This window comes from Citrobacter braakii, assembly GCF_009648935.1.
In the GTDB taxonomy this organism is placed as follows: Bacteria; Pseudomonadota; Gammaproteobacteria; order Enterobacterales; family Enterobacteriaceae; genus Citrobacter; species Citrobacter braakii.
Genome location: NZ_CP045771.1, coordinates 2,940,024 through 2,949,335 on the forward strand (window position 1 = coordinate 2,940,024; position 9,312 = coordinate 2,949,335).

Annotated in this window: 12 protein-coding genes; 9 read left to right on the plus strand and 3 right to left on the minus strand. The window is 50.0% G+C overall.

The annotated features are described in order from the left end of the window. The first annotated feature begins 21 nt into the window (after positions 1 to 21). From GFC06_RS13675 to GFC06_RS13685, 3 genes are all read left to right on the plus strand, one after another. Complete coding sequence (locus tag GFC06_RS13675) at positions 22 to 1,311, plus strand: arsenic transporter (RefSeq protein ID WP_153690262.1); 1,290 nt, start codon at positions 22 to 24, stop codon at positions 1,309 to 1,311. Between the two features lie 12 nt (positions 1,312 to 1,323). Beyond that, the gene (gene arsC / locus GFC06_RS13680; protein WP_141875343.1) at positions 1,324 to 1,749 is read left to right on the plus strand and encodes a glutaredoxin-dependent arsenate reductase; all 426 of its coding nucleotides are present in this window, start codon (positions 1,324 to 1,326) and stop codon (positions 1,747 to 1,749) included. 282 nt (positions 1,750 to 2,031) lie between these two features. Beyond that, on the plus strand, positions 2,032 to 2,613 hold the full coding sequence (locus GFC06_RS13685; RefSeq protein WP_047502094.1) for a YrbL family protein: 582 nt from the start codon (positions 2,032 to 2,034) through the stop codon (positions 2,611 to 2,613). 329 nt (positions 2,614 to 2,942) lie between these two features. On the opposite strand, the gene GFC06_RS13690 is transcribed toward GFC06_RS13685, so the two are convergent. Beyond that, positions 2,943 to 3,284 carry a hypothetical protein gene (locus GFC06_RS13690; RefSeq protein WP_103766431.1) on the minus strand — a complete coding sequence of 114 codons (342 nt, stop codon included), beginning with the start codon at positions 3,282 to 3,284 and terminating at the stop codon, positions 2,943 to 2,945. Positions 3,285 to 3,680: 396 nt separating this feature from the next. Between GFC06_RS13690 and GFC06_RS13700 the strand changes: the two genes are divergently transcribed. The 5 genes from GFC06_RS13700 (at position 3,681) to GFC06_RS13720 (ending at position 6,987) form a co-directional block, all read left to right on the plus strand. Then, entirely contained in the window at positions 3,681 to 4,151 is a 471-nt protein-coding gene (locus GFC06_RS13700) for an SRPBCC family protein (protein ID WP_080858831.1), read from the plus strand. Between the two features lie 206 nt (positions 4,152 to 4,357). Continuing rightward, positions 4,358 to 5,500, plus strand: coding sequence for a transglutaminase-like domain-containing protein (locus GFC06_RS13705; RefSeq protein WP_103766430.1), 1,143 nt, complete (start codon positions 4,358 to 4,360; stop codon positions 5,498 to 5,500). Further along, positions 5,478 to 5,834, plus strand: coding sequence for a mercuric transporter MerT family protein (locus GFC06_RS13710; RefSeq protein WP_016153461.1), 357 nt, complete (start codon positions 5,478 to 5,480; stop codon positions 5,832 to 5,834). Before GFC06_RS13705 ends, GFC06_RS13710 begins: the two co-directional genes overlap by 23 nt. Then, on the plus strand, positions 5,831 to 6,112 hold the full coding sequence (locus GFC06_RS13715) for a heavy-metal-associated domain-containing protein (RefSeq protein ID WP_016153460.1): 282 nt from the start codon (positions 5,831 to 5,833) through the stop codon (positions 6,110 to 6,112). Before GFC06_RS13710 ends, GFC06_RS13715 begins: the two co-directional genes overlap by 4 nt. Before the next feature lie 209 nt (positions 6,113 to 6,321). Then, positions 6,322 to 6,987 (plus strand): YecA/YgfB family protein, encoded by a 666-nt coding sequence (locus GFC06_RS13720; protein ID WP_153690263.1) that lies wholly within the window; start codon positions 6,322 to 6,324, stop codon positions 6,985 to 6,987. Positions 6,988 to 7,015: 28 nt separating this feature from the next. Here the strand turns inward: GFC06_RS13720 and tyrP are convergent, their stop codons facing one another. After that, positions 7,016 to 8,227: a tyrosine transporter TyrP gene (gene tyrP / locus GFC06_RS13725; RefSeq protein ID WP_016153458.1), complete on the minus strand. Its 1,212-nt coding sequence runs from the start codon at positions 8,225 to 8,227 to the stop codon at positions 7,016 to 7,018. Positions 8,228 to 8,452: 225 nt separating this feature from the next. Here tyrP and GFC06_RS13730 point away from each other — a divergent pair, with 225 nt between their 5' ends. After that, positions 8,453 to 8,692: a YecH family metal-binding protein gene (locus GFC06_RS13730; RefSeq protein WP_016153457.1), complete on the plus strand. Its 240-nt coding sequence runs from the start codon at positions 8,453 to 8,455 to the stop codon at positions 8,690 to 8,692. A gap of 45 nt (positions 8,693 to 8,737) precedes the next feature. On the opposite strand, the gene ftnA is transcribed toward GFC06_RS13730, so the two are convergent. Further along, entirely contained in the window at positions 8,738 to 9,235 is a 498-nt protein-coding gene (gene ftnA / locus GFC06_RS13735; RefSeq protein WP_016153456.1) for a non-heme ferritin, read from the minus strand. Positions 9,236 to 9,312 lie beyond the last annotated feature (77 nt).

A 9,312-nucleotide genomic window follows, 5' to 3' on the forward strand; every position in this document is an offset into this window, starting at 1 on the left:
TCATATATAAAGGAATCTAAAATGCTTTTGGCAGGGAGTATTTTTATACTGACGCTGGTCCTGGTCATCTGGCAGCCCAGAGGTCTCAGCATTGGCTGGAGCGCAAGTATCGGAGCCTTACTGGCACTGGGGACGGGGGGCATCCACATTGATGATATTCCCGTAGTCTGGAATATCGTCTGGAACGCAACAGCGGCATTCATCGCGGTGATTATCATCAGCCTGCTGCTTGATGAGTCCGGTTTCTTTGAATGGGCCGCGCTGCATGTCTCCCGCTGGGGTAACGGGCGTGGTCGCCTGCTGTTTACCTGGATAATACTGCTTGGCGCTGCTGTTGCTGCGCTGTTTGCTAACGACGGTGCAGCACTGATACTGACGCCGATTGTGATTGCGATGTTGCTCGCCCTGGGGTTCAGCCAGGCGACGACGCTGGCCTTTGTCATGGCTGCAGGGTTTATCGCAGATACTGCCAGCCTGCCGCTGATTGTCTCTAACCTGGTCAATATTGTCTCGGCGGATTTCTTCGGCCTGGGCTTTACACAGTATGCCTCCGTGATGGTCCCTGTAAACCTGGCGGCCATTGCTGCCACGCTGGTCATGCTCCATCTCTTCTTCCGCCGCGATATCCCGGCCAGATATGACGTTTCACTGCTCAAGATGCCTGCCAGTGCGATTAAAGATCCGGCGACGTTCAGGGCGGGCTGGATTGTTCTGCTGTTCCTGCTGGTCGGTTTCTTTGTTCTGGAACCGCTGGGGATCCCAGTAAGCGCGATAGCAGCAGTTGGGGCTGCGGTGCTGTTCGTGGTAGCCAAGCGTGGCCACGCCATTAATACCGGGAAAGTGCTGCGCGGGGCGCCCTGGCAGATCGTGATTTTCTCGCTGGGTATGTATATGGTCGTCTACGGCCTGCGTAATGCAGGACTCACCGAGTATCTTTCTGCTGTACTCAATATGCTGGCAGACAAAGGTTTATGGGCTGCCACGTTCGGTACCGGCTTCCTGACTGCCTTCCTGTCGTCTGTGATGAACAATATGCCGACGGTGCTGATTGGTGCATTGTCCATTGACGGGAGTGCTGCGACCGGCGTCGTCAAAGAGGCGATGATTTATGCCAATGTGATTGGCTGCGATTTAGGGCCTAAAATCACCCCGATAGGCAGTCTGGCAACTCTGCTGTGGCTTCATGTGTTGGCACAGAAAAATATGACCATCACCTGGGGATATTACTTCCGCACCGGCATTATCATGACTCTGCCCGTGCTGTTCGTCACGCTGGCCGCGCTGGCGTGGCGGCTCTCTGTCACTTTGTAATGAGATACTGATATGAGCAACATTACCATCTATCACAACCCGGCCTGTGGCACCTCGCGTAACACGCTGGAGATGATCCGTAACAGCGGTAACGAACCAACTATTATTTATTATCTCGATACGCCCCCGACTCGTGATGAACTGACCAAACTGATTTCAGATATGGGCATTTCAGTACGCGCATTGCTGCGCAAGAACGTTGAACCTTATGAGCAATTGGGTCTTGATGAGGATAAGTTTTCTGATGAGCAGTTGATCGATTTTATGATTCAGCATCCGATCCTGATTAATCGACCGATTGTTGTGACGCCGCTTGGCACGCGTCTTTGTCGTCCCTCAGAAATTGTGCTGGATATTTTACCTGAAGCTCAGAAAGGCTCTTTTACCAAAGAGGATGGCGAAAAGGTCATTGACGAAAAAGGGAAACGGGTTAAGTAATCTTTCCGCTTAATATTATCGGGTGCCTGTTGACTTCATACCGGTGCCTGCTCTTCGCTGATAACCCTCGTTCACGACTGGAGAAGCTGATTTGCGGGGGTATCAAAACAGGTTCATTAGCCTGCCCACTTGCCAGAAGAGGCATTTGTCTCACTCCGAATGCATTTCGTTTATCAATTATTGAAATAAATATATACATAATAGTTTTTGATTGGCAGAACTTACCGATGCAGGTCAGTTGAGGCAATTTCATTTCCCTTAGGGTAAGAGTCAAAAACTATCATGAAACAAGAGCTTGTATTGACAGATGAAGACTTACTTGCACGAGGTAACGATCGTTACGTCTTTCAGCATCCACAGGATAGTAACCTGCTGATCAAAATCGTTATTTCAGATATTGCGAACTATAAAAGCAAGTTACGGGAAGTCTTCCGGGACCTCAAAGAATGCAAGCCTGGTCATCAAACAGACTCTCTTTATATGCAAAAGATCGAAGGTCTTGTTGAAACAAATAAAGGTCTAGGGCAGATCACTGTGAAGGAGTGCGATGAGCATGGCAACATTGCTCAAACTCTTTATCAGCTTGCTCTCAAAAAAGAACTCGATGACAGCAAATTGCAGAAGCTGAATGCTTTTTTAGCATGGTTTGTCAGCACCAAAGTCATTATTAACTCCCTGCATTGTAAAAACATTGTTTATGCCTGGGATAGCGAGCGTCAGGATTATCGCTTCAAAGTCATTGACGGTTTTGGTGACAAAACGTTTTTTCAACTCAGTAAGCTTTCGCAATCAGTTCGCGATAAGAATAAAATCAAATGTCTCAAGCGGATGCTTAACGATTTGAACGGTCTGCAACAAGCTTAACCACGCAGATTAAAAATAATCGAATCACCAGTTTTCTGTTGCCGGACTTCCGATCCCGCATACCTGATTAACACAGGTGTTTACGCAGAAGCGAGTTACATATTAACTTCTTGAAAAATATCCTGAACTGCTCGGCGTTCGCGCTGTGTGGGCAAATCCCACACCGGTACCATGGGAAAGAATAGAACAATCAAAGCAATAAGCAGTGTCGCGAAACCACCTACGGGTGGTTTTTTTGTGCCGGCTTTTAACGAACCATAGATATTTTGCGTCAAGTAAGCCTGCCAGAGCGTTAAGCCGCCCGCTACACACCCCCATTGCCAATCAATCTATCGACGAATCGGTGCATTAAACATAAACCTTCCCCGGGCTGGGTTGTTGATAAAGCCATCCCGGGCGGGATTATAGTTGTGGTCCTGAAAACCATTCATCATGATGGGATCGCCTATGCCATCCTGAATCGCCAAATGTCTGTGGATTCGGTTACGTGCCCTGAATGTGAAAGCGAAATCATCCGCCTCGCTAATGATGATGACGCCATGTCCTGCAAGAAGTGCCGCGCTTAACTCTTGCTCTCTTGCGGCCTGGTTTTGTAACGCGCTGGCTGCGGCAGACGATGACGCCAGCAGGAATACGAGGACGGCGCATGAAAATACCGGGGGCAGTTTCATGATTAATGCTCATTAAAAGTACGGTTATTAAAGTATAGTCTTATGTTGTCATCTCATCTGAATAGAAAATGAACAATTTAAGCCTGTTGCCTGTACGGAGTCTGAGGGGGCGGGAGAAGAGAGCCGCGCAATTAAGAACTATAATAAAAACAGTCGACAGCTGATGACTCCAGTTTGCAGATAGTACCGATACAGGGGGCGGTTATGCGCGTCTCATTTTCTCCGCGAGTTGCGTTCACCGCTACGACATCTGGCTGGATAATTATCACGGACTCCCTGCCAAAGTGATCAGCTATGCGCCAGATGGGCAGCGATTAGAAACTGTTCTTCTGGATGCTATGGTTATCAACACCCGTTTCCCCGTCAATTTTTTCACGCCTTGAGGGAGCCTGCACTATGGCTGACTATCAGTTTTCCACAGTCTGGCGGGTTGAGGCTTCAATTCAGGAGGTATGGGATGTTTTTTCCCATCCGGATAGGTGGCCTGAATGGTGGGGAAGTCTGGAACGCATCGTTGAGATAAGGAAAGGGGATTTACGGGGTATTGGGGCGTTGCATCGTTATACCTGGAAAGGGGCGCTTCCTTATCGCTTAACCTTTGATATCAATGTGTTGAAAATACGGCCTTGCACACTGCTTGAAGGACAAGCCAGCGGCGCGGTGGAAGGGCGAGGGGTATGGTCTTTTACTGCCAATGGTACAGCGACTATTGTCAGATATGACTGGAATGTGCGTACCACGATCCGCTGGATGAATTATCTCGCCCCGCTGGCAGCACCTGTATTTCGCTGGAATCACAATACGGTCATGCGCGAGGGGGCAAGAGGGTTAGCCCGCAAACTGGCAACGACTGTGTATATAGTCTGAACGTATCTCCGCTGCTGTACTTTTTTGGCTGTAAATGGCTTAATAGCGACCTTGCAGTTTCTCACTTCATTCACAGTTAACAGGTCTGTTATTGATGAATAATCTCCATCGACTCGCCTTTTTATGCCAGCCTCTGTCTGCTGTGATGATCGCGTACGGTTTCCCCTTTAGCCGTAGCTCAACTCTTACAACTTGGACAGACAGCAATGCAACGTCGTCAGTTTCTCAAAAATAGCGTTCTCCTTTCCGCCGCCGGATTAGTCGGCCCTGCAGTCATTAGCCAGACGGTACGTGCCGCTGAGCCATCCGCTGCGCCAGTAGCTCGTCGACGCTTTGTCTTATCTCAAACGTATAAACTTAATCCTCCTAAGGGATCTAGCGGCGTGGTGAAACTGTGGATCCCGCTACCGGTGGATACCGCGTTTCAACAAATGACGGCGCTTGCCTTTAGCGGAAACTATAAGCAGGCGTACGTCACCACCAATAATACCTATGGCGCGAAAACGCTGTTTGCCACCTGGGCAGACTCGCAGGGTGAATTGTTGGTTAACGTTGATATCGACATTGAAACCGCCGACTGGGAACCGCTGAAGCAGGACGCGCTGAAAAACTGGCAGGCACCTGAGCAGATTATTTATCCGCTGGATGTAAAACCGTATCTGTTGCCGACGGCACATACCCCAGTTGATGGACTGGTCCTGGAAACCGCGCGTAAAATCACCGGTAATGAGCAGGATCCGCTGAAAAAAGCGCGCCTGATTTACGAATGGGTCAGCAGCCATATGGAGCGTGACAACGACGTTATTGGCTGCGGCACGGGGGATGTGGCGGAGATATTAAAAAGCGGTAAGCTCAAAGGAAAATGCACCGACATGAGCTCCGTTTTTGTTGCTCTGGCGCGGGCCAGCGGTATTCCGGCGCGCGAACTGTTTGGCATCCGTCTGGGCAAGGCCAATAAGCTCGAACGTTACTCGAAAAGTGCTTTTGGCACAGCCGACAGTGCAGGCGTTGCCAATGTGAGCGGCGGACAACACTGCCGCGCTGAGTTCTATCTGGCAGGTTACGGTTGGTTACCGTGCGATCCTGCTGACGTGACCAAAATGCGTCTGGCAGAGAAAAAAACGCATCAGGATGCCGATGTCCAGGCGGTTAACGCTTACCTGTTTGGTAACTGGGAAATGAACTGGGTTGGATTCAACTACGGGCGTGATTTCGAGTTGTATCCGGCAACGGAGCAGGGGGCCATGAATAACTTTGGTTATCCTTACGCTGAAGTCGATGGCGACCCGATCAATTTCTATGACCCAAAAGCGTTTTCCTACAGCTATGTCGCCACAGAACAACGCTAAAGGTGCGGGGCTTACCCTGTTGACGGCTGCTGCGGCCGCCGTCACCGCTGGCTTATGCTGTGTTGGACCGCTACTTTACCTGCTGTTTGGTATTTCGGCGGCGAGCTTCGCCGTTTTCACCCGGTTTGAGTTTTTGCGAACTCCTCTGGTACTGCTGTCCCTGGGATTATTACTGCGTGTCTTCTGGCGGCTCTATTTTTCCAAACGGTTGTGGTGCTCCGGGTGGTTAACTCTGAAGCAAGCGCGCGTTCTCTACTGGTGCGCGCTGGCATTGATTTTGCCGGTGCTATTTTACCCAACGCTTGTTGCCTGGTTTTATGAGGTATTTGAATGAAGATCTTCGCGTTAGTTGCATGCTTGCTGTTGCCGCTGTGGGCTCAGGCGGCCAATCAAAAAGTGGTGCTGGATATACAAAATATGACCTGCTCGTTATGCGTTATTTCGGTCAATCAGGCGCTACGTGAAACCGACGGCGTGATTAAAGCAAAATCCTCTCTCAAAACCCGGCAGGCAGAAGCCATCGTGCCAGAAGGTTTCCCAACCGATACTCTACTTAACGCAGTAGCGAAAACGGGCTATACCGCAACGCTCAACCGTATTGAACAACAGTAAACCACCTGCGGGTGGTTTTATTGTGTTTTCCCGGTATGATGCCCGGCGGCTTAGTGTTCTCTTTTGTGCGTTAACTACCGGAATTCCCCTCTTTTCCTGTTAACCTGAACAGGCGGCTGCTGTAAGCCGCATATGCCCATTTATATCTGTTATCCCTCCAGCCATGTAGGATGATCACAGGCAAGATTTTTTGACTAAGGAAAAGCGTTATGAAAACGGGACCATTAAACGAGAGCGAACTGGAATGGCTGGATGATGTACTGACTAAGTACAATACAGATAAGGCTATTCTGGATGTGTCAGAACTGGATGGTTTACTGACGGCGGTACTGAGTTCACCGTATGAAATTGAACCGGAGCAGTGGCTGGTCGCTATTTGGGGCGGCGCGCAGTATGTTCCTCGCTGGTCCTCCGAAAAAGAAATGACGCGTTTCATGAACCTGGCGTTTCAACATATGGTGGATACGGCCGATCGCCTGGATGAATATCCTGAGCAGTTTGAGCCGCTGTTTGGTTTGCGTGAAATTGACGAGCATGAACTGACCATCGTTGAAGAGTGGTGTTTTGGTTATATGCGCGGCGTCGCGCTGTCGGACTGGTCCGCGTTACCAGACTCGTTAAAACCGGCGCTCGAGGCTATTGCGCTGCACGGTACGGAAGAAAACTTTGCGGTCGTTGAGAAAATGACGCCAGAAGCGTTCGAAGAGAGCGTGGATGCCATCCGCCTGGCGGCGCTGGATCTGCATGCTTACTGGATGGCGCATCCTCAGGAAACGCCGATTAAAGCACCGGTCAAAGTGGATGCCAAGGTAGGGCGCAATGACCCTTGTCCGTGCGGTAGCGGTAAAAAATATAAGCAGTGTTGTTTGCATTAAGAAAAAGGGGCGTTAAGCCCCTTTTGTTTTAACCCACTTCCGGTAGTAATCCTGCTGCAATAGAAAACTGTACGGCTATCACCACAATGCCGCACAAAAATACCAGCGCCAGCGCCGGAGCACCCCCTGCCACGCGGTAGTTAGCCTGTGGATTCTGTTTTCTGCTCTGCCATGCCAGCATCGAGGGAATGAGCAGCGCCAGCACCGCCAGGGCAACGCCCGCATACCCCAGGGCCATGACGAAACCACGTGGATAGAACAGCGCGAATGCCAGCGGCGGCAGGAAGGTCACCACGCCGGTTTGCATTCTTCCTGCTACGGTATTGCGGCGCTGGAAGAGGTCGGCCAGGTAGTCAAATAATCCCAATGCGACGCCGAGGAAAGAGGTTGCCAGCGCAAGGTCGGCAAACAGATGCACCGCCAGTTCGACGTGCGGCGAAGCCACGACTTCACGTAATGCTTGTAATAAACCGTTTAAACCAGCGTGGTTGGCTAACAGCCCCATGAACGTTGAGGAGTTAATACTGCCAAGCGTAGCCAGTTGCCAGAAGATATAGGCGACTAGCGGAATGGCGCTACCGGTGATAAACACCCAACGCAGTTTACGGATGTTACCGTTCATATAGCTGACGATACTGGGGACGCTGCCGTGAAAACCGAACGAAGTGAAGATAACCGGGATAGCAGACAGTGCCAGCCCCTGCTGAAGCGGCAACGTAAGCAGGTTTACTTTATGGATATGCGGCATTAACAGGGCCAGCATCACCACCAGAAAGATTATTTTGGCACTGAACAACAGGCGGTTGAACAGATCGACCAAAGATGTGCCAACGCAAACCACGCCACCGGCAACAAAGGTGAACAGCAGTACGCCTGTTGTCGGGGAGAGCGTTGTCCCGGTCCAGTCGCTAATGCTGGAAGCCAGCAACTCACCAGCGCCACTGATATACGCCGCCGTCAGCGCGTACATTAAAAACATCATGCTAAAGCCCGTTACCCATTGTCCGTAGCGACCAAGATAACGTTTTGCCAGCGTACCCAACCCGGTGTCTGCCGGTACGTGTTGATACACTTCAAGCAGCAACAGCGCGGTGTAGCACATTAGCGCCCAAAGACTCACTAACAATACCAGCGTGACGCTAAACCCCACGCCTGCCGCGGCCAGCGGCATTGCCAACATACCGGCACCAATCGTGGTTCCCGCCACGATAAAAATACTACCCAGGGTTCTGTTTTTCACGCTTTCCTCTGTCCCAGAGATAATCAACGGTTATATCTGCGGCGCAGGTTAAGGCAAAACGCTATTTTCGTCAAATCACCGTTACAATGAATGTACATTAATCTTTACGATGTTTGGCGCGTTAAGATGTATCACAAATGATATTTATCTGCGGGTAAACCTGCGTTAGCGCAAAGCAAGGCCGTGCCGTTCACATTAGGCTACGGACTTTATTGAGGAGGTAGTATGGAATCTATTCACGGTCACGAAGTGCTCAACATGATGATTGAATCTGGCGAGCAGTATTCAAATGCCAGCCTTGAAGCGGCGATTACGGCACGGTTTGGCGAGCAGGCTCGTTTTCACACCTGTTCTGCAGCGGATATGTCGGCAGCTGAGCTGGTGGCGTTTTTAGCGGCGAAGGGAAAGTTTATTGCAAAAGAAGACGGCTTCTCTACGCACGAAAGCAAGATCTGCCGTCACTGATTTTAGCGGGTAATGATGGCGGGTTGCCTTCATTACCCCACAACATTAATTCTGTGTATCAAGCGTAGCCAGTTCTTTATCGATGAAATAAAGACCTTCGCCACTTTTCCCTGCCAGCGATAACTTATCAATGACAGATTTAAATAATTTTTCTTCTTCATGCTGCTCGGCAACATACCATTGCAGGAAATTAAACGTCGGATAATCCTGGTGGGTCATTGCCGCGTGTGCCAGTTCATTAATTTTCTGGGTGATCAACTGCTCGTGTTCGTAAGTAACACGGAACAGTTCGTCCAGAGACGCATATTCAGCAAAGGGGGAAGGGACGGTGTTAATACACGGCAAGCTGCCGGTATCGGTCAGGTAGTCAAACAGACGCTGCATATGCGTCATCTCTTCCTGGGCGTGACGGCGCAGGAACGCGGCGGCGCCTTCAAAGCTGTGATAGCTGCACCACGCGCTCATCTGTTGGTAGAGCAGAGATGAATATAATTCAAGGTTCATTTGCTCATTCAGTTGGTCGATCATTTCTGTTTTCAGCATGGTTGTGCTCCACAAACGTTATTATATATTAGCGTGGCGTCACTATAATTTGTTATTTAATTATTTGCAAAAGGTAA